The 25487-nt window shown below is 73.1% G+C and carries 18 protein-coding genes; 14 read left to right on the top strand and 4 right to left on the bottom strand.

Annotated features, from left to right (window positions below; all coding sequences use genetic code 11):
• Positions 1-12: 12 nt before the first annotated feature.
• The gene (locus D1350_RS14355) at positions 13-1515 is read right to left on the bottom strand and encodes a flavin-containing monooxygenase (RefSeq protein WP_125776725.1); all 1503 of its coding nucleotides are present in this window, start codon (positions 1513-1515) and stop codon (positions 13-15) included.
• A 124-nt stretch (positions 1516-1639) separates the two neighbouring features.
• Here D1350_RS14355 and D1350_RS14350 point away from each other — a divergent pair, with 124 nt between their 5' ends.
• From D1350_RS14350 to D1350_RS14325, 6 genes are all read left to right on the top strand, one after another.
• The gene (locus D1350_RS14350; RefSeq protein ID WP_125776724.1) at positions 1640-2833 is read left to right on the top strand and encodes a UDP-N-acetylglucosamine--N-acetylmuramyl-(pentapeptide) pyrophosphoryl-undecaprenol N-acetylglucosamine transferase; all 1194 of its coding nucleotides are present in this window, start codon (positions 1640-1642) and stop codon (positions 2831-2833) included.
• A gap of 77 nt (positions 2834-2910) precedes the next feature.
• The gene (gene ligA / locus D1350_RS14345; RefSeq protein WP_420807813.1) at positions 2911-5415 is read left to right on the top strand and encodes an NAD-dependent DNA ligase LigA; all 2505 of its coding nucleotides are present in this window, start codon (positions 2911-2913) and stop codon (positions 5413-5415) included.
• A gap of 198 nt (positions 5416-5613) precedes the next feature.
• Complete coding sequence (locus D1350_RS14340) at positions 5614-6522, top strand: ATP synthase subunit B family protein (protein WP_125776723.1); 909 nt, start codon at positions 5614-5616, stop codon at positions 6520-6522.
• Positions 6506-7006, top strand: a complete 501-nt coding sequence (locus tag D1350_RS14335) for a phage holin family protein (RefSeq protein WP_125776722.1) — start codon at positions 6506-6508, stop codon at positions 7004-7006. Before D1350_RS14340 ends, D1350_RS14335 begins: the two co-directional genes overlap by 17 nt.
• Positions 7003-7638, top strand: a complete 636-nt coding sequence (locus D1350_RS14330; protein ID WP_125776721.1) for a DUF3618 domain-containing protein — start codon at positions 7003-7005, stop codon at positions 7636-7638. Before D1350_RS14335 ends, D1350_RS14330 begins: the two co-directional genes overlap by 4 nt.
• A gap of 15 nt (positions 7639-7653) precedes the next feature.
• Positions 7654-8724 carry a YihY/virulence factor BrkB family protein gene (locus D1350_RS14325; protein ID WP_125776720.1) on the top strand — a complete coding sequence of 357 codons (1071 nt, stop codon included), beginning with the start codon at positions 7654-7656 and terminating at the stop codon, positions 8722-8724.
• Between the two features lie 7 nt (positions 8725-8731).
• Here the strand turns inward: D1350_RS14325 and D1350_RS14320 are convergent, their stop codons facing one another.
• Positions 8732-9397 (bottom strand): ThuA domain-containing protein, encoded by a 666-nt coding sequence (locus D1350_RS14320; protein ID WP_125776719.1) that lies wholly within the window; start codon positions 9395-9397, stop codon positions 8732-8734.
• A gap of 49 nt (positions 9398-9446) precedes the next feature.
• Positions 9447-10628 (bottom strand): ROK family transcriptional regulator, encoded by a 1182-nt coding sequence (locus D1350_RS14315; protein ID WP_125776718.1) that lies wholly within the window; start codon positions 10626-10628, stop codon positions 9447-9449.
• 114 nt (positions 10629-10742) lie between these two features.
• Here D1350_RS14315 and D1350_RS14310 point away from each other — a divergent pair, with 114 nt between their 5' ends.
• The 7 genes from D1350_RS14310 (at position 10743) to D1350_RS14280 (ending at position 23192) form a co-directional block, all read left to right on the top strand.
• On the top strand, positions 10743-12260 hold the full coding sequence (locus tag D1350_RS14310) for a sugar ABC transporter ATP-binding protein (protein WP_125776717.1): 1518 nt from the start codon (positions 10743-10745) through the stop codon (positions 12258-12260).
• Positions 12257-13324, top strand: a complete 1068-nt coding sequence (locus D1350_RS14305) for an ABC transporter permease (RefSeq protein WP_420807812.1) — start codon at positions 12257-12259, stop codon at positions 13322-13324. The genes D1350_RS14310 and D1350_RS14305 overlap by 4 nt, the downstream gene beginning before the upstream one ends.
• Before the next feature lie 49 nt (positions 13325-13373).
• Entirely contained in the window at positions 13374-14432 is a 1059-nt protein-coding gene (locus tag D1350_RS14300; RefSeq protein WP_125776716.1) for a substrate-binding domain-containing protein, read from the top strand.
• 98 nt (positions 14433-14530) lie between these two features.
• Complete coding sequence (locus D1350_RS14295) at positions 14531-15709, top strand: Gfo/Idh/MocA family protein (RefSeq protein ID WP_125776715.1); 1179 nt, start codon at positions 14531-14533, stop codon at positions 15707-15709.
• 184 nt (positions 15710-15893) lie between these two features.
• Entirely contained in the window at positions 15894-21413 is a 5520-nt protein-coding gene (locus tag D1350_RS14290; protein ID WP_125776714.1) for a ThuA domain-containing protein, read from the top strand.
• A 196-nt stretch (positions 21414-21609) separates the two neighbouring features.
• Positions 21610-22191 (top strand): hypothetical protein, encoded by a 582-nt coding sequence (locus D1350_RS14285; RefSeq protein ID WP_125776713.1) that lies wholly within the window; start codon positions 21610-21612, stop codon positions 22189-22191.
• Positions 22188-23192 (top strand): sugar phosphate isomerase/epimerase family protein, encoded by a 1005-nt coding sequence (locus tag D1350_RS14280; RefSeq protein ID WP_125776712.1) that lies wholly within the window; start codon positions 22188-22190, stop codon positions 23190-23192. Before D1350_RS14285 ends, D1350_RS14280 begins: the two co-directional genes overlap by 4 nt.
• 41 nt (positions 23193-23233) lie before the next feature.
• Here the strand turns inward: D1350_RS14280 and D1350_RS14275 are convergent, their stop codons facing one another.
• Positions 23234-23788 carry a GNAT family N-acetyltransferase gene (locus D1350_RS14275; RefSeq protein ID WP_125776711.1) on the bottom strand — a complete coding sequence of 185 codons (555 nt, stop codon included), beginning with the start codon at positions 23786-23788 and terminating at the stop codon, positions 23234-23236.
• A gap of 63 nt (positions 23789-23851) precedes the next feature.
• On the opposite strand from D1350_RS14275, the gene D1350_RS14270 reads away from it, so the two are divergent.
• A complete protein-coding gene (locus tag D1350_RS14270) occupies positions 23852-25117 on the top strand; it encodes an acyl-CoA thioesterase/BAAT N-terminal domain-containing protein (protein ID WP_125776710.1) in 1266 nt (421 codons plus the stop codon).
• Positions 25118-25487: the final 370 nt, after the last annotated feature.

Here is a 25487-nt window from a genome sequence, read left to right as displayed (position 1 = left end):
CGCGACCCCCGCTCAGACCTCGGCGGGGGCGCGCTCCACGATGCGCTGCCGCAGCCGCGCGGTCATGCCGCGGTAGGCCGTCGGGTCGACCGGCAGGAGCCACTGCTTGAGCTTCGCGGCCGAGCCGATGTCGAGCCCGAGGTCCCCGAGCGTCTCGTCGATGTTGTGCAACGAGAACGGGATGACGTTGGTGCCGCGGGCGTGCCGGCCGTTGGTGCGCTCCTGGAGCCAGTGCACCCGCTCGGCGACCAGCCGGCGACGCTCGTCGAGCGGGGGCAGCTCGACCAGCCCGGCGAGGTACGCGCCGGTCCAGACGGCGCCGACCTCCGCCGACAGCGGGCTGAAGAACGACGAGTTGTAGCCCGAGAAGGTCAGGTGGGGCAGGTCGTGGGGGAGGATCTGCCGCCAGAGGTGGAAGTTGCCGTCCTCGCCCACCACGCGCGACTGCAGGTCCTCCGAGAGGAACGGCAGCCGCTGGTGGAAGCCGGTGCCGCAGACCACGAGGTCGGCGCGCACCTCGGCGCCGTCGGTCAGCAGCGCCCACGGCTCGCCGTCCTTGACGACGAAGCGCTCGATCTCGGCGTCCCGGTGCACGGAGATCTTGCCGTCGGCCACCTGGTCGTAGAAGCCTTCGGTGGCCAGGCTGACCGTGCTGCTGGCGATGTCCGCGAACGGGCCGCGCGGTACGAGCCCCAGCTTCTTCAGCTTGTACTGTGCCGTGGAGACCGCGCCGAGGGACTCGACCATGCCCGCGGTCACCGGCTTGCCGGCGCCGTGCAGGAACTTCTCGAACCCGGCCGGCTCCTGGTACTCGAACAGCGCCTCGCCCATCCGCGTGAGGAGCAGGTACTTCATGTTGAGGACGTTGCCGATGTACTTCGGCATCTTCCACAGCAGCTGCCTCGCCACCACCGTGGTGCTCACGGCGACAGGCCCGAGCTCGGCGGCCACGTCGCACGCGGACTTGCCGTAGCCGACCACGACGACGTGCTTGCCGCGCTCCGCCTCGACGTCGCCCAGCTGCGTGGCCGCGACCATCCGGCCGCCGGCCCGGACGAGGTCCGCGTACCCCTCGTACCGGGGGAACACCGGGTCGGAGAAGATGCCGTTGGCCACGACGAGGTGGTCGTACCGCTCGGGGTCGCCGACGGCGCCACCGGCGGGGCGGGCGGTGATCAGCCAGCCGTCCTCGACGTCGGTGAGCTCGGCGCGCACCACCTCCGTCGAGAGCCGGAGGGACCGCCGGAGCCCGAAGGTGTCGGTGTACGTCTCCAGGTAGGTCTGGACCTGCTCACCGAGGGGGAACTCGGCGAAGTGCCGGGGCATCCTCAGGTCGGAGAAGGTGTACGAGTCCCGGTTGTTCTGGGTGCTCAGGCCGCTGTACCGGCGGGTGGCGCTCCACACGCCGCCGACGTCGGGCGCCTTCTCGTACACGGTGACGTCGTGATCGAGCTCGCGCAGCACCTTTGCCGCTGCGAGGCCCGCGAATCCTGCACCGATGACGGCGATCTTCACGTTGACTCCCATTCGTGGCGGTATGCACCTGCCATTTCGGTCGAATGGTAGCGATATCGATGGGTTGCCCGGTAGGGCGTCCGGCCGATCCCACCCACCCCGTTGCCCGGGCTACCTTCTACTCATGAGCAGCGCTCCTCCTGAACGGCAGAACACCTCCACCCGGTTCCGGCTCCTGGTGACCGGCGGCGGCACCGGCGGCCACACCTACCCGGCGCTCACCACGCTCCGGACGCTCCAGGCCCGGCTCGCCGCGCGCGGCGCCGTGGTGGAGGCGTTGTGGGCAGGGACCGAGAACGGGCTCGAGGCCCGCGTCGCCGCCGCCGAGGGCATCGCCTTCGCGGAGGTCGCCACGGGCAAGGTGCGCCGGTCGGGCAACCCGCTCGGGATGCTGACCGCCCAGAACGCGCGGGACATGGCGCGGGTCCCGGTCGGCGTCGCGCAGGCGCGGTCGATCGTCGCCACGTTCCGGCCGGACGTCATCCTGTCGACCGGGGGGTACGTCGCCGTCCCGGTGGGCATCGCGGCCGGGCTCTGCCGCCGGCCGCTGGTGGTGCACGAGCAGACCGTCCGTCTCGGGCTGGCGAACCGGGTCCTCGTCCGGACGGCGTCGCGCGTCGCCGTGTCGTCGCCGTCGACCCTGGACCTGCTGCCCGGCGGCGTCCGCGAGCGTGCGGTGGTCACGGGGAACCCGATCCGCGCGGAGGTGCTCTCCGGCGACCCGCTGAAGGCCGTCGAGGCGCTGGACCTGGACGCGTTCCACCCGGACCTGCCGACCGTCTACGTGACGGGCGGCGCCCAGGGGTCGGTGCAGATCAACGACCTGGTCGCCGCCGCGCTGCCGTGGCTGCTGGAGCGGGCGAACGTGGTGCACCAGTGCGGCCCGGCGAACGTCGAGGCCATGAGCGCCCGCGCCGCCGCGCTGCCGGCCCACCTGGCCGCCCGCTACCGGCTCACGGGGTTCGTCGGCCCGGAGCTGCCCGACCTGCTGGCCCTCGCCGACGTGGTGATCTCCCGCAGCGGCGCGGGCACCATCGCCGAGCTGACCGCGCTCGGCAAGCCGTCGGTGCTGGTCCCGCTGGCGTCGTCGGCCGGGAACGAGCAGGCGCACAACGCGGCGCGGCTCCAGGAGGTGGGCGCCGCCGTCGCCCTCGCCGGCGAGGTCACTCCCGACCGGCTCTGCGACGCCGTCGCTCCGCTCCTTGCCGACCCGGCCCGGCGCGAGCAGATGGCACGCGCCGCCCTCGACCACGGGCGGCCCGACGCCGCCGAGCGGCTCGTCGACGTCCTGCTCGAGGCGGCGGGCTGGCCGCTCTGACGCACCGGCGGGTCGCGCCGGGCCGTGCTGGGGCCGTGCCGGGAGCCGATGTCGGTGGTCCGCGCGATGATGGGCGCGTGAGCGAGACGACAGACCTGAACACCCTTCCGGACGACGCCGAGGCCGGCGCTGCGATCGCCGACGAGACGGCGGCGCAGCGCCGCTGGGCCGAGCTCGTGGCGCTGATCGAGGAGGACCAGCGTGCCTATTACGAGCGCGACGCCCCGGTGGTCTCGGACGCGGAGTACGACGCGCGGATGGCGGAGCTGCGGGCGCTCGAGGCGGAGCACCCGGCGCTGGCCACGCCGGAGTCGCCCACCCAGCGGGTGGGCGGGCAGGTCGCCGCGGGGTTCGCCACGGTGGAGCACCTCGAGCGGATGCTGTCGCTGGACAACGTCTTCTCCGTCGAGGAGCTGCGCGCGTGGGACGCGAAGGTGGCGCGTGACCTGGGCACGGTGGAGGGGGCGCACGTCGGCTACCTGTCCGAGGTCAAGATCGACGGACTGGCGATCGCGCTCCTGTACGAGAAGGGGCGCCTCGTGCGCGCCGCGACCCGTGGCGACGGCCGGACGGGCGAGGACGTCACCGCGAACGCGCTGCGGATCGCCGACATCCCGCACGAGCTCTCGGGCGATGGCCACCCCGACGTCGTGGAGGTGCGCGGCGAGGTGTTCATCCCGGTCGAGGCCTTTCACGGGCTGAACGCGCTCCAGGCAGAGCTGCGCGACCGGCACGTCACCGACGCGCAAGGACGCTTCGACGGCCGCGCCAGCGCGCACGGCGACTTCGACGAGGCGCGCGCACGGCTTGCCGCGGAGCGGCGCTTCCCCGCCTTCGCGAACCCGCGCAACGCCGCGGCCGGTGGCCTGCGCCAGCTCCTGGACAAGAAGGACGGCCTCGACCTCGAGGCGGGGGTCGCCCGGATCGCCGCCCTGCGGCTGTACGTGCACGGGGTCGGCGCGCTCCAGTGGACCGCGGGCGAGCACGCCGAGCTGCAGCGCCAGTCCGAGGCGTACACCCACTTCGCGGAGTGGGGTCTGCCCGTCTCCCCGCACAACCGGGTGCTCGACGGTATCGACGCCGTCGTGGAGATGATCGAGCATTTCGCCGAGCACCGGCACTCCATCGAGCACGAGCTCGACGGCATCGTGATCAAGGTCGACGAGCTGGAGCTGCAGCGCCGACTCGGATCCACGAGCCGCGCGCCCCGCTGGGCGATCGCCTACAAGTACCCGCCCGAAGAGGTCAACACCCGCCTGCTCGCCATCCCGGTGGCGGTGGGCCGCACCGGCCGGGCCACGCCGTACGCGGTGATGGAACCCGTGAAGGTGGCCGGCAGCACCGTCCGGCAGGCCACCCTCCACAACCAGGACGTGGTGCGGGCCAAGGGCGTCCGCATCGGCGACGTGGTGGTGCTGCGCAAGGCGGGAGACGTGATCCCGGAGATCCTCGGTCCCGTCTCGGCGCTGGCCGACGACGGGTACCCGCGCGAGGACTTCGTCATGCCCACCACCTGCCCGGAGTGCGGCACCGAGCTGCGGCCCATGAAGGAGGCCGACGTCGACCTCCGCTGCCCCAACGCCGAGTCCTGCCCTGCCCAGGTGCGCGGCCGGGTGGAGCACATCGGGTCGCGCGGCGGCCTCGACATCGAGGGTCTGGGGGAGGTGGCGGCGGCAGCGCTCACCCAGCCGCTGGAACCGGACGAGCCGCCGTTGCGGACCGAGGCGGGCCTCTTCAGCCTCACCCCCGAGCAGCTCGAACCCATCCGGGTGATCGTGCGCGACAAGGAGACCGGCCAGCCCAAGCCCGCCGAGGGCAAGGAGGAATGGGCGGAGATCCCGGTCTCGGGCGGTACCACCACGCGGGTCAAGGTGGCCAGGCCCTTCCAGAAGCGGATCGCGAACACGTACCCGCCCGGCACCGAGCACCTCACCGCTGCCGAGCGCCGCACGGCCGGGGTCACCAAGAACTACCCCGTCTACGGGCCGTCGTCCGCCGCCGCCACCCTCCTCGAGGAGATCCGGCGCGCCAAGACCAAGGACCTGTGGCGCATCCTCGTCTCGCTCAACATCCGGCACGTCGGGCCGGTCGCGGCGCGGGCGCTCGCGGACTGGTTCGGCTCGCTCGACGCGATCCGTGCCGCCACGCGCGACGAGCTCGCGGCGGTCGAGGGCGTCGGTCCCGTGATCGCCGACCAGGTCGTCGAGTGGTTCACCGTCGGCTGGCACGTCGAGATCGTCGACGCCTGGGCCGCGGCCGGCGTCCGGTTCGCGATCCCCGGCCACCCCGGCCCGGAGGCCATGGCAGCGCAGGCCGCCGCAGGCGCCGCGCCGACCGGCCCGCTCGCCGGGCTCACCGTCGTGGTGACCGGCTCGCTGGAGGGCTTCTCCCGCGACGGCGCCAAGGAGGCGATCATCGCGGCCGGCGGCAAGGCCGCGGGCTCGGTCTCGAAGAAGACGGACTACGTCGTGGTGGGCGAGAACGCCGGCACCAAGGCGGCCAAGGCGGAGGAGCTCGGCCTGCCTGTGCTCGACGAGGCGGGCTTCGTGAAGCTGCTGGAGGGCGGACCGGACGCTCTCTGACGTGTGCCACCGCGCCCTTCCCGGCCGGTCGGGAGGGGCGTACGCGCCCGGAGTTGTGAGTGCCCAGGGTCCGCCTAGCCTCGAATGAGGTCAGGAAACGGCCGCCCGCGAGCCGGGCTGCGCACTCCTTCAGCCCGTCTCGCTCCCGCAGGCAGACCGGCCGCGCCGCGGCCGGTGTCTGACGACAGGAGACCGAGCATGAGTGAGAGCAGCTACCCGCAGCGCACGCCCACGGGCGTGGCGCACGACACCACAGGGGCGTCCACCGGTCTGTCGTCCGGACCGGGTGCCCCGCCGTCGCAGCAGTCCTCGGGGTCGACGGCCCACGAGGCGAAGGGGCGCGCCGCCGACGTGGCGTCGCACGCCGGCGACGCCACGAAGGGGCTGGCGCACGAGTCCCGCGAGAAGGCCGGCGAGGTTGCGGGCGAGGCCAAGGAGCGCGCGCGCAACCTCGCGGGGCAGGCCCGCGAGGAGCTCCGCGGCCAGGCCGGGACGCAGCAGCAGCGCCTGGCCGGCGGGCTGCGCAGCTTCGGCGACGAGCTGGCCCAGATGGCCGGCTCGAGCCAGGAGCACGGCTACGCCGCAGACCTCGCCGAGCGCGCCGGCGACCTGAGCCGCCGCGCGGCGTCGTGGTTCGAGGACCGCGACCCCGGGTCGGTCCTCTCCGAGGTGCAGGACTTCGCGCGCCGTCGCCCCGGGGTGTTCCTCGCCGTCGCGGCCGGGGCCGGCCTGCTCGCCGGCCGTCTCGCCCGCGGTCTGAAGGACTCCGGCGGCGACGGGACGGTCCGGCGCGACGAGGTCGCGGGCACGTACGGGCCCGCCGGGACCACCTACGCCACCGGGTCGGGCTACCCCGCCGACTCCGCGTACGGCGCGGGCACGGCGTACGGCAGCGACCCGGCCGTGGGCGTGGGCGGCGTCCCGGGCGAGCCCGCGGTGGGCACCCGCGCGGGCTCCGGTGCCTACGCGCCGACCTCGGACGTGGGGACCTCCGGTGGATACCCCGCCACGACCGGCGAGGCCACGACGGGCGAGCCGATCGCCGAGGACCTCGACCCGACGTGGCAGAGCCGGCGGGGAGGTGTCGACGATGCCGACCGCGCGTGAGCCCGACTGGGTGGAGTCTCCGGTCCCGACCGCGACGCCGTCGGGCGCCCACGCGAGGGTGCCGTCGACCGACCGGAGGCCCGGCGTCGCGCCGGACCCCGAGACGGCGAGCCTGGGCGAGATCGTCGGCGAGCTGAGCCGCGACTTCTCGCGGCTGGTGCGCCAGGAGGTGGCGCTCGCGAAGGCCGAGGCGACGCAGTCCGCCAAGGAGGCCGGCAAGGGCGCGGGCATGTTCGCCGGCGCGGGGGTGGCGGGCCACATGGTCCTGCTGTTCCTGTCGGTCGCCCTGTGGTGGGGCCTCGGTTCCCTGATGGGCAGGGGGTGGTCGGCCGTCGTCGTCGCCCTCGTCTGGGCCGTCGTCGCCGCCGTGCTCTACCTGCGCGGGCGGGCCGAGGTCCGCAGGGTCAAGGGCCTTCCCCAGACCACCGACTCCCTGAAGAAGATCCCGAACGCACTCCAAGGACACGAGGAGAGGAACTCATGAGCACCGACCCCGAGGTGATCCGGGCCGACATCGAGCGCACCCGCGTGGAGCTGAGCGCGGACGTCGACGCGCTCGGTGAGAAGGTGAGCCCCCAGCAGGCGGTGCGCCGCCGGACGGAGCGCGTGCGTGGCTCCGTGTCCCGCATGAAGGACCGCGTGATGGGCAGCGCGCACGACGCGAAGCACGGTATGAGCGACACCATGTCCGGGACGGCGCACGGCGCGGCGGACTCCGTCCGCGGAACGGCGTCGTCGGTCGCCGACACCGTGTCCTCCGCCCCGCAGACCGTGCGGCGGCAGACGGAGGGCAACCCGCTGGCCGCGGGGCTCGTCGCGTTCGGCGTGGGCATGATCGCGGCGTCCCTCATCCCGGCGAGCCAGGCCGAGTCCCGCGCCGCGACGCGGGTCAAGGACAAGGCCCAGCCGCTGATGGAGGACGTCAAGCAGTCCGCGAACGAGATGGCCCAGGACCTCAAGGGCCCCGCGCAGGAGGAGCTGCGCGCGGTGCAGGACTCCGCGAAGGAGAAGGCTCGCGAGGTCAAGGAGCACGGCCGGGAGGCCGCGCAGGAGGTCGGCGAGCACGGCAAGGGTGCTGCGTCCGACGTCCGCTCGTCGGCGAGCGGCGGCGCCTGACCCGGGAGGAGATCGATGAGCCGCGCCGACAGCACGGAGAGGCCGGGGACGCCCGCCCCGGACGACCCGCGCAAGCCCGACCACCCGACGGACCTGCACAAGCGGTCCTGGGGGTACGTGCTGCGCACCACGGTGCGCCAGTTCTCCCGCGACCAGTGCCTCGACCTGGCCGCCGCCCTGACCTACTACGCGGTCCTCGCCGCGGCGCCCGCGCTCCTGGCGCTGGTGTCGCTGCTGGGCCTCGCCGGGAACGGGCAGCGCATGGTCGACCAGGTGCTGGGGACGATGGAGGGCGTGGTGCCCGAGGACGTGCTGTCGGTCGCGGAGCCGCTCGTCGCGAACGCTGCCGAGGGCGGGGGCAGGGCGGGCGTGGCCCTCGTCCTCGGTGTCGTGCTCGCCCTGTGGTCGGCTTCCGGGTACGTGGGGGCCTTCGGGCGCGCCATGAACCGCGTCTACGAGATCGACGAGGGCCGGCCCGTCTGGGTGCTGCGGCCCGTGCTGCTCGCCCTGACGCTCGTCACCGTCCTGCTCGCCGGCCTCGTCGTCGCGTCCCTGGTGCTGACCGGCCCGGTCGCCCGGGCGGTGGGGGAGACGGTCGGCCTGGGCGACGCCGCCGTGACGGTGTGGGACATCGCGAAGTGGCCCGTCATGCTGCTGCTCGTGGTCCTGCTCGTGGCGATCCTGTACCACTGGACGCCCAACGTGCGGCAGCCGCGCTTCCGCTGGATCAGCGTGGGCGCCGTGGTCGCCATCCTCGGGTGGCTGGTCGCGTCCGCCGCCTTCGGCGTCTACGTCTCGGGCTTCTCGAACTACGGCGCCACGTACGGCACGCTGGCCGGCTTCGTCGTGTTCCTGCTGTGGATGTGGATCACCAACCTCGCGCTCCTCTTCGGCGCGGAGCTGGACTCCGAGCTCGAGCGGGGCCGCGAGCTGCAGGCGGGGATCGCCGCCGAGGAGACGATCCAGCTCCCGCCGCGCAGCACGCGCGCCAGCGAGAAGCGGGAGGCGAGGCGGCAGCAGGACCTGGCCCGTGGCCGGGCCCTGCGGCAGGCGGCGAAGCCCGGCGAGGACCGCGTCAGCAGGTGACCTGTCGTCAGCGGCTCGCCCAGAGCATCCCGCGCTCGACGATCGCGCGCAGGGCGGGGTTCTCGAGGTCGGCGAGCTGGTGGCCGGCCGTCGAGACGAACACCTTCCCGGTGCCCCACCGGCGCGTCCAGACGGCCGGGCACACGAGCGGCTCGCTCCACGGGTCGCCCGGCTGCGGCACGATCGTCGTGGTGGCGAGCACCTCCGCCAGGGCGTCCGTCAGCACCCAGTACTGCTCCGAGTGGAGCGCGACGGACTCCAGCCCGGCTATCACCGGGTGGTCCTCCTTGCCGGGAACCACGTCGATCGTGTGGTGCACGAGGTCGTGCGGGTGCGCGGCGAACTGCCCGCCCACCATCTGCAGGTAGTCGGTGGCGAGCCGGAAGGAGTCGACGATCCCGCCGTGCCACCCCGCGAGGCCCGTGCCGCCCGCGACGGCGGCCCGGAGACCGCGCATCTCGTCGGGCAGGATGTCGCCCATCGTCCAGCACTGCACCACGAGGTCGATCCCGGCCATGAACTCGTCGTCGGCGTAGGCCTCGAGCGACTCCTCGAGGACCACGTCGAAGCCCGACTCCTGGAGGAACGGAACGAACAGGTCGGCGGCCTCGACGGGCGCGTGCCCGGGCCAGCCACCCCGCACCACGAGGGCTCGACGGTTCCCGACGGTCATGGGTTCTCCTAGGTTGTCGACGACGCTGGCGACCCGCGCGTCCGGCGCCTCACGTGATGAGGGCGTCGATCGCTGCGGGAGAGAGTACGTGATCGATAGCCATCGCGCTGGCACCCAGCACCCCCGCCCGGGCCCGGGCCTGCGACGTCACGATCCTGAGGTGCTGGGTCGCCAGGGGGAGGGACCGCTGGTACACGACCTCGCGGATCCCGGCGATGAGGTGCTCGCCGGCGTCGGCGATGATGCCGCCGATGACGATGAGCGACGGGTTGAGGAGGCTCACGCAGGCAGCGAGCACCGAACCGAGGTCGCGGCCCGCCTGGCGCAGGGCCCGGCTCGCGACGAGGTCGCCCGAGCGGACCAGGGCGACGACGTCGGCGCTCGTGGCGGCGTCGAGCCCGGCGGCGCGGAGCGCCGTGGCGACCGCCTGGCCGCTCGCGACCGCCTCGAGGCAGCCGACGTTGCCGCACCGGCACTGGACGTCCGGTGCGTGCGGCACGGCGATGTGCCCGATGTCCCCGGCGGCGCCCTGGGCGCCGCGCCGCAGCTCCCCGTCGGCGATGATGCCGGACCCGATGCCGGTGGCCACCTTGACGAACAGCATGTCGGTGACCTCCGGCCACGCGGTCCGGTGCTCGCCGAGCGCCATGATGTTCACGTCGTTGTCCACGAGCACCGCGGTCCCGAAGTGCCTGCGGAGGATGCCGGGCACGTCGACGTCGTCCCACGCGGGCATGATCGGCGGGTTGATGGGGCGGCCGGTCGAGTGCTCCACGGGGCCTGGCAGCCCGACCCCGACGCTCACCAGCTCGTGCCGCCTGCGGCCCGCTGTCTCCAGGAGCTTGTCGCCGTGCTCGGTGACCCAGGACAGGACGGCGTCCGGTCCGTCCGCGATGGCCAGCGGGGTCTCGAGCTCGGCCAGGACGTTCGACGCGAGGTCCGTGACCGCGAGGTGGGCGTGCGTGGCGCCGAGGTCCACGGCGAGGACGACGCGCGCGCCCGGGCGGAACGCGAAGGTCGCGGGCGGGCGCCCCCCGGTCGAGCTCGCCTCGCCGGCGGGGGCGATGAGACCGGCCGACATCAGCAGGTCGATCCGGGCGGCGATGGTCGAGCGCGCCTGCCCGGTGATCGCGGCCAGGTCGGCCCGCGTCCGGGGCTGGCCGTCGCGGAGCAGCTGAAACATCTCTCCGGCGCCGGTCGGGCGCGGCGCGAACTTGAGCAGCTCCTCCATGGGCACAGTGAATCACGGGGGAGGGTCGACTTTCGCATCGTCGGCGGACGATCTCTGCGGATGACTTCTCAACTTATGATTGACCGTCGTCAAAAGGTGCGTTAGGTTCGCCGCATGGTCAGTGCAGACCCCCAGCCGTTCCTCCAGATGCAGGGCATCGTCAAGGTCTTCCCCGGTGCGCGAGCGCTCGACGGCGTCGATCTCGACATCGTCCCCGGCGAGGTCCACTGCCTGCTCGGCCAGAACGGTGCCGGCAAGTCCACCCTCATCAAGGTCCTCGCGGGGGCGCACCAGCCCACCGAGGGACGAGTCGTCCTCGACGGCAACCCGATCACGATCACCGACCCCGTCGCGGCGCTGGGCCACGGCGTGGCCACGATGTACCAGGAGCTCGACGTCGTCGACGGCCTGAGCGTGGCCGAGAACGTGTACCTCGGCCACGAGCTGGACACTCTCGGTGTGTCCCGGCGGAGCGAGGCGATCCGCCGGACCAGGGAGATCCTGCGCCGGCTCGGGCACCCGGAGATCTCCCCGCGGCAGGAGGTCGGACGGCTGTCGGCAGCGGGCAAGCAGATCGTCTCCATGGCACGGGCCCTCTCCCACGACGCGCGGGTCATCGTCATGGACGAGCCGTCCGCCGTCCTCGACTCCGAGGAGGTCGCCAACCTCTTCCGGGTGGTGCGCGAGCTGACCTCCGACGGCGTCGCCGTCGTCTACATCTCCCACCGGCTCGAGGAGATCCGCGAGATCGGCGACCGCATCACCGTCCTCAAGGACGGCCGCACCGTGGCCCAGAACCTGCCCGTCTCCGAGACGCCCACCGCCGAGCTGATCCGCCTCATGACGGGCCGCTCGGTCGAGTACGCGTTCCCGCCGGCCGGCACCTTCGCCGACGACGCCCCCGTGGTCCTCGAGGTGCGCGGCCTGGGCCTGCGCGGGGTCTTCCGCGACGTGGACCTCACGGTGCGTGCCGGGGAGATCGTCGGCCTGGCAGGCCTGGTCGGGTCCGGCCGCTCCGAGATCCTCGAGACGGTGTACGGCGCACGCCGCGCGAGCGCCGGCGAGGTCCGGGTCGACGGACGGAGCCTGCGCGCCGGGTCCGTCCCCGCCGCCGTGGGCGCGGGCATCGGGCTCGCGCCCGAGGAGCGCAAGAGCCAGGGGCTGCTCCTCGACGAGCCCGTGTACCGCAACGTCACGCTCTCCACCTTCACCCGCTTCGCGCGCGGCGGGCTCCTCGACGAGCGCGCCGAGCGGGCCGCCGCGCAGGAGCAGTCCCGCGCGCTCCATCTTCGTCCGGAGGGCGTCGACCGCCCCATCCGGACGATGTCCGGCGGCAACCAGCAGAAGGCGATGCTCGCCCGGTGGCTCGTCCACGGGTGCAGGGTCCTGCTGCTCGACGAGCCCACGCGCGGCGTGGACGTCGGGGCGCGCGCCGAGATCTACACCCTCGTCCGCCGCCTCGCGGACTCGGGCGCCGCCGTGGTCGTCGTCTCCAGCGAGATCCCGGAGGTCCTCGGTCTCGCCGACCGCGTCCTCGTGGTCTCCGAGGGCCGCGTCGTCCACGAGGGACCCGCCGACTCGATCGACGAGCACCAGGTGCTCGACATGGTCATGGAAGGAAGCGTCGCGTGAACGAGCAGAAGGTGCCGGCGGACGTCCCGGCACAGGTGGAGGACGTCCGCGAGCCGGACGCCGCAGCCCGGCGGCCCGCACCGAAGAACGGTGCCCGCAGGGCCGGGATACCGGGCGGGACCGCGGGCCGCAACCTCGGGCTCGTGGTGGCGCTCGCGGTGATCGGGGTGGTCGGCTACCTCACGGCCGGCGGCCGCTTCGCGAGCCTCGACAACCTCATGGTGATCCTCTCGCTGGCCTCCGTGATCGGCGTGCTCAGCATCGGGATGACATTCGTGATCACCGCCGGGGGCATCGACCTGTCGGTCGGCTCCGTGCTCGGCCTGGCCTCCGTCTGGGCGACGACCCTCGCCACCCAGACGATGGCCGACCAGTACGGCTGGATCATCATGGTGGGGTGCGCCCTGGCCGTCGGCCTCGGCGCCGGCGTGGTCAACGGCGTGCTCATCGCCTATGGGCGGGTCGTCGCCTTCATCGCGACGCTCGCCATGATGGTGGCCGCCCGCGGGCTCGCCGAGCTCATCGCGAACCGCCGCACCCAGATCGTCAACGTGGACTCGTTCACGGACACGTTCCGCGGCGACCTGCTGGGCGTGCCGAAGATCGTCTGGATCTTCGTCGTTGTCGCCGTCGCGGGCTGGTTCCTGCTCAACCGCACCACCTTCGGCCGCCGCACCGTCGCGGTCGGCGGCAACCCGGAGGCCGCCCGCCTCGCGGGCATCAAGGTGCGGCGCCACACCATGTACCTGTACGCGCTCGCCGGCCTGGCCGCCGGGATCGCGGCCGTGATGATGCTCGCTCGCACCACGGCGGGCTCGTCCACCAACGGCTCGTTCTACGAGCTCGACGCGATCGCCGCGGTCGTCGTCGGCGGCACCCTGATCGCGGGCGGCCGCGGAACCATCGTCGGCACCGTCCTCGGTGTCCTGATCTTCGCGTCGCTCCAGAACCTGTTCATCCAGAACAACCTCGACAGCTCGGTCCAGCTGATCACCAAGGGCGCGATCATCGTCGTCGCCGTCCTGCTCCAGCAGCGATTCACCACCAGGTCGTCGACCGGCTGACCGGCCTCCTCAACCCCCGAGTCCTCAGGACAGCATCGAAGGAGATCTCATGTCCGCACGCACCACCCTCCGCCGACGCGTCGCCACCGCGGCCGTCATGGCCGCCTCCGCGGCCCTGCTCGCCACGGCGTGCACGTCCAACACCCCGCCGCCCTCGGACGGTGAGGGGGACGGCGGCGGCAACCAGGCCGTGTCCGACAACGACGCGCCCGGCGACACGGTCGTCATCGGCTTCTCCGCCCCGGCGGCCGACCACGGCTGGATGGGTGCCATCACGGCCTCCGCCCGGGCAGAGGCCGACAAGTACGACGACGTCGAGCTCCGGGTCGCCGAGGGCACCAACGACGTGAGCGTGCAGATCAGCCAGATCGAGGGCTTCATCAACGACGGCGTCGACGCGATCGTCCTCCTGCCGTTCGACGGCGCCGCGCTCACCGAGGTGGCGACGGAGGCGATGGAGGCGGGCATCCCGGTCATCAACGTCGACCGCGAGTTCTCGAGCCCGTTCGCCGCGCGGGCGACCGTGCTCGGCGACAACTACGGGATGGGGGTGTCGGCGGGCACCTACGTCTGCGAGGAGCTCGGCGACAACCCGGACGCCGTCGTCGCCGAGATCGCGGGCATCGACTCCCTGCCGCTGACGCAGGACCGCAGCCAGGGCTTCGCGGACGCGCTCGACGACTGCGGGCTCGACGTCGACCGGCGCGTCGCGGCGGACTTCACCGTCGCCGGCGGCGAGCAGGCGGCGGCGAACCTGCTGCAGGCCGCGCCGGAGATCGACGCCATCTGGAACCACGACGACGACCAGGGCGTCGGCGTGCTGGCCGCCATCGAGAACGCCGGCCGTGACGAGTTCTTCCTCGTCGGCGGTGCGGGCTCCGCGAACATGATGGAGGAGATCCAGTCGGGCGACTCGGTCGTCCGGGCGACGGTCATCTACCCGGCCACCCAGGCCGCCGACGGCATCAAGCTGGCCCGGCTCGTGGTCCACGAGAAGAACATGAGCGACCTCGCGTCCTCCAGCGTGCCCCGCACGGTCCAGCTCTACGCGCCGGTCGTGACCGCGGACAACGTGGAGGAGTTCCTCCCGAGCGCCTTCAGGTCCTGACCAGAACCACCACGAACGACCGAGCGCCGACGGCCCGGCCGGGCCTGGCTCCCGAGCGAGCCCGGACGGGCCGTCGGCGCGCGTACGAAGGGAACGACATGGCAGTCAAGGAAAGCCCGGACCTGGGCGTGGGCATGGTCGGGTACTCGTTCATGGGGGCAGCGCACTCGCAGGCCTGGCGCACCGCCCCGAGGTTCTTCGACCTGCCCCTGCACCCTCGTATGCGCGTCGTGGCGGGCCGGGACGGGGCCGCCGCGGCGGCCGCCGCCGCCCGGCTGGGCTGGGAGGGCTCGGCCACGGGCTGGCAGACGGTGGTCGAGCGGGACGACGTCGGCCTCGTCGACATCTGCACGCCCGGTGACACCCACGCCGAGATCGCCGTCGCGGCGCTCGAGGCTGGCAAGCACGTGCTGTGCGAGAAGCCCCTCGCCAACAGCGTGGCAGAGGCCGAGACGATGGTGGCCGCCGCGGAGGCGGCAGCCCGGCACGGGATCGTCGCGATGGTCGGCTTCACGTATCGCCGGGTGCCGGCCATCCGGCTGGCGCGCCGCCTCGTCGCCGAGGGGCGGCTCGGTACGGTGCGCCACGTCCGCGCCCAGTACCTGCAGGACTGGCTCTCCGACGAGGACACGCCGCTCTCGTGGCGCCTCGACAAGACCAAGGCCGGCAGCGGCGCGCTCGGCGACATCGGCGCGCACGTGATCGACCTCGCGCAGTACATCACCGGTGAGCGGATCACCGGGGTGTCCGGGCTCCTCGACACGTTCGTGACGGAGCGGCCCGTGGCCGCCGAGTTGTCGGGTCTCTCCGGCCGGGGCGGCCCGGAGCGCGGCGCCGTGACGGTCGACGACGCCACGGCCTTCCTTGCGCGGATGTCCGGCGGAGGGATGGGCGTGTTCGAGGCGACGCGGTACGCGACCGGCCGCAAGAACGCGATCCGGATCGAGATCAACGGGTCCGCGGGCTCCGTGGCCTTCGACTTCGAGGACATGAACGTCCTCCACTTCCACGACGCCACGGAGGACCCGGTGACCGCCGGGTTCCGCCGGATCGTCGTCACCGAGCCGCAGCACGACTACATCGCGAGCTGGTGGCCCGCCGGCCACGGGCTCGGCTACGAGCACGCGTTCACCCATCAGGTCGTCGACCTCCTGGGCGCGATCGCCGACGGTACCCAGCCCGAGCCCACGTTCGCCGACGGGCTCGGCGTCCAGAAGGTGCTCGAGGCCGTCGAGCGCAGTGCGACCACGGGCAGCGGCTGGGTGCCGCTCGCCTGACAGCAGGACTACCGCGGGAGACGCCCGCGGTGCAGGACCGGTGACGCCGCGAGCTCGGGCCGGAGCGGCGTCACCCCGGAGCGCACGACCGATCCCTACTCGACGAGGAGTCCTGGTGACACACGTGCCCCGAAACGTCTCAACCGCCGTGCGGCGAGCCGTAGCGGCAGCCGCCATCACGGCGATGAGCCTTCCCCTGACCATGGCGACGGCGCAGGCGTTCGACGCCGCCCCTGCTGTCGCCGACCTCCGGACGGCGGCCGAGGCCGCCGTCGAGCCGTTCGACGCCCTCGTGTTCTCGAGGACAGCGGGCTTCCGTCACGACTCCATCCCGGCGGGCGTCGCCGCGATCCAGCAGCTCGGCACCACCAACGGTTTCACCGTGACCGCCACCGAGGACCCGGGCGTCTTCACCGACGAAGGCCTGTCCGGGTACGAGGTGGTCGTCTTCCTGTCGACCACCGGCGACGTGCTCGACGCCGGCCAGCAGGCAGCCTTCGAGCGCTACATCCAGGGCGGTGGCGGGTTCGCGGGCGTCCACGCGGCGTCGGACACCGAGTATGCCTGGCCCTGGTACGGGGAGCTCGTCGGCGCCTACTTCAGCGCGCACCCGGCCAACCAGACCGCGACCGTCAAGGTCGAGGACCACGTCCACGACTCCACCGCCCACCTGCCGTCGCGGTGGGAGCGGTTCGACGAGTGGTACAACTTCCGCAGCAACCCGCGCGACACCGTCCACGTCCTGGCGAGCCTCGACGAGTCCACCTACTCGGCCGGCGCGGGCGCGATGGGCGCGGAGCACCCGACGGCCTGGTGCCAGACCTTCGACGGTGGCCGCTCCTGGTACACCGGCGGTGGCCACACCCAGGAGTCGTTCGCCGAGCCGGAGTTCCTCCAGCACCTGCTGGGCGGCATCCGTACGGCGGCCGGTGTGGTCGACTCCGACTGCAACGCCACGCAGAGCGCGAGCTACGAGGTGGTGCCGCTCGACGAGGGCACCTCGAACCCGATGATGCTCGACGTCGCCCCGGACGGGACCGTCTTCTACGCCGAGCGTGACGGGCGTGTGCGCCTGATCGACCCGGCGACCCAGCAGACCACCACGGCGGCGACGCTGCCGGTGACCCTCGCGAACGAGGACGGGCTCACGGGCGTCGTGCTCGACCCGGGCTTCGCCGAGAACCGGTGGCTCTACCTCTTCTGGTCGCCCTCGGACGTGGGGGCGGACGGGCCGCACAACAGGGTCTCCCGGTTCACCTACGACCCGGTGACGCGCACGGTCCCGCTGTCCAGCGAGTCCGTCGTCCTCAAGATCACCACCCAGCGGCAGACGTGCTGCCACGCGGGCGGCGACATGCAGTTCGACCCGGAGGGCAACCTCTACGTCGTCACGGGGGACAACTCCAACCCCTTCGAGTCGGCCGGCTACGCGCCGATCGACGAGCGTCCGGGGCGCGAGAACTACGACGCGCAGCGGACGTCGGCGAACACCGCCGACCTGCGCGGCAAGGTGCTCCGCATCCGCCCGGAGGCGGCGGGCGGGTACACCGTGCCCGCGGGCAACCTGTTCCCGCCGGGCACGGCGCAGACCCGGCCCGAGATCTTCGCGATGGGCTTCCGCAACCCGTTCCGGATCGGCGTCGACCCGGCCACCGGCAACGTGCTGGTCGCCGACTACGGGCCCGACGCCGGTTCCGCCGACCCCGCCCGGGGACCGGCCGGCACCGTCGAGTGGAACGTGGTCAGCGATCCGGGCTTCTACGGCTGGCCGTACTGCACCGGCGCGAACACCGCCTACGTGGACTACGACTTCGCGACCGGGCAGTCCCGCGCGCCGTTCGACTGCGCCGGAGGCGTGGTCAACGACTCGCCCAGCAACACCGGCCTGCGCCAGCTCCCGCCCGCCGTCGAGGCGGAGGTCTGGTACGGCTACTCCACCAACCCCCTCTTCCCGGAGATCGGCGGCGGCGGCGCGCCCATGGGCGGTCCGGTCTACGACTACGACCCCGCGCTCGACTCCGACGTCAAGTGGCCCGGGTACTGGGACGGCAAGGCGCTCTTCGGCGAGTGGAACCAGGGCAAGGTGTACTCGTTCCAGCTCGACGGGCCGGAGCGCGACGACCTCGTCGACATCAACCGGGTGCTCCCGCAGCACCTCGACCCGTCGGCGGGCTTCGACCGTCCCATGGACCTGGACTTCGGCCCGGACGGCGCTCTCTACGTCGTCGACTGGGGTGAGGGCTTCGGTGGCAACAACGACACGAGCGGCATCTACCGCGTCGACTACGTCCGCGGCGACCCGGCGCCCGTCGCGCGGGCGAGCGCGGACGTGACCAGCGGCCTCGCGCCCCTGACGGTCCAGTTCTCGTCGGAGGGCACACGCCACCCGGCGGGCGAGCCGCTCAGCCTGCAGTGGACCTTCGGCGACGGCTCCGCGCCGTCCACCGAGGCGAGCCCCACGCACGTCTACACGGCGAACGGCAGCTACACCGCGCAGCTCGTCGCCACGGACCCGTCCGGCCAGACCGGCGTCGCGAACGTGACGGTGGTCGTGGGCAACGTCGCGCCCACGGTGACCATCACCTTCCCGGACGACGGCGGCTTCTTCGAGTGGGGCGACCAGGTCCGCTACCAGGTCCAGGTCGACGACCCGGACGGCACCGTCGACTGCTCGGCGGTCCACCTCTTCACGTCGCTCGGGCACGACTCGCACGCCCACCCGATGGAAGACCTCACGGGCTGCGAGGGCATGCTCCAGACGGCCCGCGACGAGGGCCACGGCATCGAGTCGAACATCTTCTGGGTGGTCGAGGGCTCGTACGCCGACGACGGCGGCGCGGCGGGCGTGCCGCTCACCGGCAACGACCTGCAGATCCTGCAGCCCAAGCTGCTCCAGGCGGAGTTCTACACCTCCACCGGGCGTCTCGCGGGATCGACCAGCGGCGGCGACCCGGGCGTCCAGACGGAGACCACCGGTGACACCGCAGGCGGAGGGCAGAACATCGGGTTCATCGAGCCCGGCGACTGGTGGGCCTTCTCGCCGGTCTCGCTCGCCGGCGTCGACGCGATCTCCCTCCGGGCGGCCTCGTCACCCGGCGGACAGGTGTCGCTGCGGTGGGACGCGCCCGACGGGCCGGAGATCGGCAGCGTCACCGTCCCCGCGACGGGCGGCTGGCAGGTCTACACCGACCTCACCGCCACCCTGCACGACGTGCCCTCCGGCACCGGCACCCTGTACTTCGTCCAGACCTCCGGGCAGTCGAACGTGAACTGGCTCGAGTTCGTGGGGCGCGGGGTCACCGAGAACGTCCGGCCGGAGATCACCACGTTCGACGTCGACCCGCTGTCCGGCACGGCACCGGTCGTGGTGTCGGCGTCGGCCGCGGCCACCGACGCCGAGGGCGACGCGATCACCCTCGCGTGGGACGCGGGCCTCGGGGCCGGCTTCGAGGACGGCTCCGGCACGTTCACCACCACCTACACCGAGCCGGGGACCTACCGGCTCCAGGTCCGGGCCACCGACGCGCGCGGTGCGTACTCCGTCCGCTACGAGACCGTCACCGTCCGTGCGGGCGGCGGGAGCCCGGAGCTCTGCTTCTCCGGGCGGTCCGACGACTTCACCGGCACGGACCTCGACCCTGCCCGGTGGGACATCCTCGACCGGGACCAGAACCTGCGGGTCACCGACGGCGCGCTGGTGATCCCGGCCACGCCGTCGGACTTCTACGGCACCAACAACACCACCGTGCCGAACGTCGTCCTGCAGGACCTGCCCGACGGGCCCTTCACCGCCACCGCACGCCTCACCGTCCCGGCGAACGCGCAGTACCAGCAGGCGGGCCTCGTGATCTACGGCGGGCCCGACGACTACGCCAAGATGGTGCTCCAGGGCCGTTCGGCCCCGGCGGGCCCCGCCACGCGGATCTTCCAGTTCATCCGCGAGGAGGGCGGCACACCCCACGAGGTCGCCGAGTCCAACACGGCGGCGCTCGGCGCGGCCTTCCCGTCCACGGTCTACGTCCGGTTCACCAGCACCGACGGGTCGTCCCTGCGGGCGTCGTACTCCGCGGACGGCCTCACGTTCACCGACATGCCGCAGACAAAGTCGCTCACGGGCCTGACCGACCCGCGGATCGGCCTGGTGGCGCTCGCGGGCAGCGGCTCGGCCGCCCCCGTGGTGGACGCGCACTTCGACTGGTTCCACCTCACGCCCGACGACACGGCGGCGGCCCCCGGGCCGGACGACGAGTTCGACGGCACGGACCTGGACGGCTGCCGCTGGTCGGTGGTCCGGCCGGACCCCGCGGGCCTGCGGGTGGCCGGCGGTGCCCTGCAGATCGACACGACCCCGACCGACATCTACGGGCCGGGCAACACGGGCGTGCCGAACATCGTCCTGCAGGACCAGCCCGAGGCTGACTGGACGGTGCAGACCCGGGTCGACGGCTCCACCTTCGACCGGCAGTACCACCAGGCGGGCCTCATCGTGTACGGCGACGACGACAACTACGTGAAGCTCGACGTCGTCACCGACAACCAGGCGGGACAGGCGGTGGCCCGGCGGATCGAGCTTCGCAGCGAGGTCGGCGGCGTCGTGCAGGACCCCCAGCCGAACGCGGGGGAGCTCCTGTCCGGCGAGTGGTGGCTGCGGCTGTCCCGGACGGGTACCACGTTCACGGCGTCGTACAGCGCGGACGGCCAGACCTGGTCCGAGATCCCGGGCGCGGTGACCAACGCGGCGGTCGGGGGAGCGGGCGTGGGCCTGTACGCCCTCGGCGCCTCGCAGACCGCGGCGGCGACGGCGTCGTTCGACCACTTCCGGGTGGTCGCCGACACGGAGCCGCTGGCCGTCACCGGGACGCTCGCGCCGGCGGAGCCGGACGGCCCCGACGGGTCGTGGCTCGGGCCGGTCACCGTCACCGTGGACACGACCGGCGGGCCCGCGGGCACGCAGGTCTACCGCGAGGTGAACGTCGACGGTGCGGGCTGGGCGGAGTACACGGCCCCGGTCGTGGTCACCGCCCCGGGCGCGCACGCCGTCGAGGTCCGCGCGTCGGCGGGCGGCGAGACCGCGGCCGGGGAGACCCTCCGGTTCACGATCGCCACCCCGGCGCCCGTGGCCGCCACGCCCGTCGTGGACGTCGTGCAGGCCTCCTGCACGGTGGACGGCACGGGCGCGAACGTCCGCGCCGGCGGGTCGATCACCCTGGTCCCGGTCGACGGCGTCGCCTCGTACGTGGTGCACAACTGGGTCGACGGCGCGCTGGCAGGCAAGCCAGCGGACCTCGCCAGCCTGGTGCCGGGCCAGTACAGCGTCATCGCCACCCCGGCCGAGGGCCACGTCCTCGAGCTGACCGAGGGCTGGCGCGCCAGCCCGTCGGGCAAGGCGCAGCTCGTCGTCACCATCGGGCGGTACGGCTGCGACCGGTCGCCGGCCGTCGACGTCACGCCGGCAACCTGTGACGCGGGCGGGGTCCTCACCCCCCTCGGCGTCCCGGGTGTCAAGGGGTACGCGGTCCACACCTGGGTCGACGGCGCCACCGCGGGCAAGCCGAAGAACCTCGGCGACCTCGCCCCCGGCCAGTACCTCGTGACCGCCACGCCGGACAAGAAGGTCACGCTCGACCTCGACCCGGGCTGGGTCGCGAGCCCGTCCGGCAAGGCGACCCTCCTGGTCACCGTCGGGGAGGTGGCCTGCGGCTGACAGACCGCGGCGCCCACCGAGGCGCCGTCAGAACGTCGCGAGCGGGGCGCCGAGGGGCACCCGGACGTGACCGCGGCCCCGGTCCGACCGGGCGTGGCGTCCCGCTCGTGACACCGCCGGCCCAGCCGGCACCCCTCGGCGCAGGAGCCGCGCTCCGGTCCTGCGCCGAGGGACCATCAGCGTCAGGAGGAACAGCATGTGGCGAGGCATCAGGCGGCGCGCGGCCCTGGTCGCGGCGGCCCTCACGCTCGCCGTGACGGCCCTCGTGCCGGTCCCGGCCGCGGCCCACGGCGGGGCGGTCGCGGTCGCGCTCGGGACCGACGGCGCCGGCGGCGTCTCCGCATCCCTCACCTGGGTGGCCGACGGCCACCCCGTCGAGGAGTCCGTCCAGGTCTCGGTGACCGCGACGGCCGACGACGGCTCCGTGGTGGGCCCGGTCGTCCTGGCCTCGGCCTCCGAGGGGGTGGGGTGGTACCGGTCCGACGGCGGGATCCTCGCCGCGGGCCACTGGACGCTGACCGCGACGGTGTCGGGAGCCGTGCAAGCAGAGGCGTCGACCCAGGTCGACGTCGTCCCCCCGCCGCCCGCGCCCGAGCCGGACCCGGCGCCCGACCCCGGGTCCGACGCCGGGGCGGCCGCGGCCGCAGCATCGGCACCGGCCGAGGGCCGAGCCCTGGCCACCGTCCCCTACCTGGTGGGCGGCGCAGCCCTCCTGGCGGCGCTCGCCGCCGTCGTGGTGCTGCGCAGAGCACGAGTACGAGAGAGGAACGCACGATGACACGACCGATCACCCTGTTCACCGGCCAGTGGGCCGACCTGCCGCTGGAGGAGGTGGCCCGCCTCGCGTCCGGCTGGGGCTACGAGGGCCTCGAGCTCGCCTGCTGGGGCGACCACCTGGACCCGTGGCGCTGGGACGACGAGGAGTACGTCCAGGGCCGCCTCGACCTGCTGGACCGGTACGGCCTGAAGGTGTGGGCGATCTCGAACCACCTCAAGGGCCAGGCCGTCTGCGACGACCCCATCGACCAGCGCCACCGCGACATGCTGTCCGACGTGGTCTGGGGCGACGGCGATCCCGAGGGCGTCCGCCGCCGTGCCGCCGAGGAGATGAAGCACACCGCCCGCCTCGCCGCCCGGCTGGGCGTGAGCACGGTGGTGGGCTTCACCGGGTCGTCCATCTGGAAGTACGTGGCGATGTTCCCGCCCGCCTCGGAGGCCATGATCGAGGCCGGCTACCAGGACTTCGCGGACCGCTGGAACCCGATCCTCGACGTCTTCGACGAGGAGGGTGTCCGGTTCGCCCACGAGGTGCACCCGAGCGAGATCGCCTACGACTACTGGACGACGGTCCGCACGCTGGAGGCCATCGGCCATCGGGAGGCCTTCGGCCTCAACTGGGACCCCAGCCACATGGTGTGGCAGGACCTCGACCCGGTGAGCTTCCTCTGGGACTTCCGCGAGCGGATCTACCACGTGGACTGCAAGGACACGAAGAAGCGGATGACCAACGGCCGCAACGGCCGCCTCTCGTCCCACCTGCCCTGGGCCGACCCGCGGCGCGGCTGGGACTTCGTGTCCACGGGCCACGGCGACGTGCCGTGGCAGGACGCGTTCCGGATGCTCAACACCATCGGCTACGACGGGCCGATCTCGGTCGAGTGGGAGGACGCCGGGATGGACCGCCTCCTCGGGGCGCCGGAGGCGCTCGAGTTCGTGCGCCGCAACGCATTCGACGCACCGGAGGCGGCGTTCGACGCCGCCTTCTCGACCCGTCCCTGACCTTCCGGGCAGGGGAGAGACCGGGGGCTGGGGCCCCTGTCTCAGGAGGAGGCGTGGAGCATGACGACATCGTCGTGCTCCACGCCGCCGACCAGGTAGGTGCGCCTGCCCACCACCTCGAAGCCGTGCTTGCGGTAGAACGCCTGGGCACGCTGGTTGAGGCCGTTGGTGCCCAGCCACAGCGGCCGACCGGGCCCGAGCGCGCCCGCCTCGGCGACGGCGGCCGTCATCAGCGCCGACGCGACGCCGGACCCCAGGTCGTCGGGGTGCACGTAGATCTTCGAGAGCTCGACGTAGGGTGCGCCCTCCCCGGTCGCCGAGCGCACCGTGGCGGCCTCCGCCTCGCCGTCGGGCGACCCCAGGGAGAGCAGCACGTACCCGCGGAAGGAGGCTCCGTCGTCGGCCCGCTCCGCGACGAGGAGCGCGTGGTTCCGGTCGCTCGCCCAGGCGCGGAAGTGCGCGGGGGTGAGCTTGTGCGCGACGTGCGCGGCCATGTCCTCCCGCAGCGTCTCCGGCGGGCACGCGAGCGGGAAGGTGAGGGCGGCGAGCCAGGCGACGTCGGCCGCGTCGTCGGCGGTGGCGGGGCGCACGAGCATGCGTCGAAGATACTGCCCGCGTGGAGACGGGACCGCTTGCCCGGTTTGTGCCACGATCGCACCATGCCTGCCCGACGCCCGTCGCTCGCCCTGGTCCTCGCTGTCGCCCTGTGCGCGGGTCTCGGAGGCTGCGGCGCCGTCGAGCCGCGCATCGACGTGACCGAGGTGGACGGGCCGTTCGAACCGCTCGCGATCGAGGTGTCGGGCCTCCCCGCCGGCGAGGAGGTGCGCGTCGAGGCGACGGCGGACCAGTGGGAGTACACCTCCTGGGCCACGTTCACGGTGCCCGGCGACGGCGTCCTCGACCTCGCCGAGGCCGAGCCCCTGGACGGCACGTGGTCCGAGCCGGACGCGATGGCACCGTTCTGGTCCATGAGGCCGGCCGGCGACGGCGACGTGCCCGACGACGCGTTCGTCGCCGCGCACACCGTGGACCTGCGGGTGCTGAGCGACGGCGACGAGCTCGCTGCGGTCGCCGTCGAGCGGCCGCCGTACCACGCGGACGACCTCGTCGTCACGCGGGTCGTCCACGAGGGGCTGACCGCGGTGTACGCGGTGCCCGGCGACCTCGCGGCGGGCGAGCGGCGTCCCGCGGTGCTGGCGTTCGGCGGCTCCGAGGGCGGCCTCTCCGGTGGGGCGGACGCCGCCCGCACGATCGCCGCCCTCGGTTACCCGGCCCTCGCCATCGCCTACTTCGATGCGCCGGGACTGCCCGGCGAGCTCACGGAGGCTCCCGTCGAGACCTTCCTGACCGCGCTGGACTGGCTGCACGGCCAGCCCGAGGTCGACACCGGGCGAGTCTTCACCTACGGCGTCTCCCGTGGCGGCGAGATGGCGTTGTGGCTGGCGGCGAACCGGCCGGGCCTCGTGCACGGGGCGTTCGCGCCGGTGGGCGCCGGGCGCCTCGTCTGCTCACCGGACGACTACACGCGGTCCGCGTGGTCGCTCGACGGCGAGCCGCTGCCCTTCACGTGCGGGTGGGCGATCACCCGTGCCCAGGACGCGGTGACCCCGCCACCGCCAGGGTCGGTCGTGGCCCTGGAGCACATCGAAGGACCCGTGGTGCTCGCCTGCGGGGCACGGGACACCGTCTGGTCCTCGTGCGGGTACCTGGACGCGATCGTCCGTCATGTCGAGGACTCGGGTGCGGACGTGGACCTGCGCGTCGTTCGCGACGAGCGGGCTGACCACGGGGTGTCCGCGCGCCCCTACCTGCCGGGCTGGTACGACGAGAGCGTCGCCGACTCCACGCGCGCTGCGACGCATCGCGTGCGGGTGGCGTTCTGGTCCGCCGTGCAGGAGGCGCTCGACGAGGCCGCGGCGCGCTGAGCCTCCCTGACCAGCGGTTCTGTCCGGCCAGACGTTGTGGGCGGGGTCACTCGGTCCGAGTTGGCACCTGCCCGCAGACCTGTGTAATGTTCTGGTTGTCAGCCCGACGGGCGGACGGACAACCGAGAGATCGGGTGGCCGCGCCGGGGCTGGTTCCCATCTCTGAGATAGACGCCTGGGGCGTCCGTCTCTCCTCTGCGGATGGGGACCGGGCTCAGCCCAGGTCGCGGAACTCGCTGGTTCTCCGGAACTGCGGGTTTGCGCCGGGGAAACGAGTCTGGTAGGTTTAAGAGGTTGCCCCGGACGGGGGCCGGACATGAATAGGGTCTGGTCTGCGGCGGTGTGCGTCGGTTGTTTGAGAACTCAACAG

Source organism: Antribacter gilvus, assembly GCF_003946865.1.
GTDB classification, from domain to species: domain Bacteria; phylum Actinomycetota; class Actinomycetes; order Actinomycetales; family Cellulomonadaceae; genus Antribacter; species Antribacter gilvus.
This window is presented reverse-complemented; position numbering and strand designations above follow the sequence as displayed.